The sequence below is a fragment of the Chromobacterium sp. LK1 genome, from assembly GCF_001043555.1.
In the GTDB taxonomy this organism is placed as follows: Bacteria; Pseudomonadota; Gammaproteobacteria; order Burkholderiales; family Chromobacteriaceae; genus Chromobacterium; species Chromobacterium aquaticum.
This window is the reverse complement of record NZ_LDUI01000070.1, coordinates 1-406: the sequence shown is the minus strand read 5'-3', so window position 1 is coordinate 406 and position 406 is coordinate 1. Positions and strand designations below refer to the sequence as shown.

Sequence of the window (406 nt, the reverse complement as noted above, 5' to 3'; positions counted from 1 at the left end):
GAAGGCGGACACGCTCAGTAACCAGGGCGGCGAAGTCTTCGCCCAGCAAGCACTGGACGCCAAGCTGCAGCAGCTGAACAACGCCAAGGGCAGCCTGATCGGCTCGCAAAGTCTGAGTCTTAGCGCCAGCGATGTGCTGCGCAACGATGGCCTATTGGGTAGCGACGGCCAGTTCACGCTGACGGCTGGGCAGCTGGAGAATGGCGCGGGCCTGATCCAGGCCGGCAAGGACCTGCAACTGACGGCGGCCAGCGTCAACAACGCTGGCCAGATTCTGGCGCTGGGCAAGGAGGCCGCCAGCAGCCTGGAGATCAGCGGCCAGCTGAACAACCAGGGCAAGATTGCCGGTAATGCGGCGCTGGACGTCAATGCCGCTGATATCGACAACCACGGCGGTAGCTTGCAG

At 63.5% G+C, this 406-nt stretch carries 1 protein-coding gene; it reads left to right on the top strand.

Going from position 1 to position 406, the window contains the following annotated elements:
* On the top strand, positions 1-406 hold a 406-nt coding region (locus tag VI26_RS22750; RefSeq protein WP_048412033.1), incomplete at both ends, for a hypothetical protein.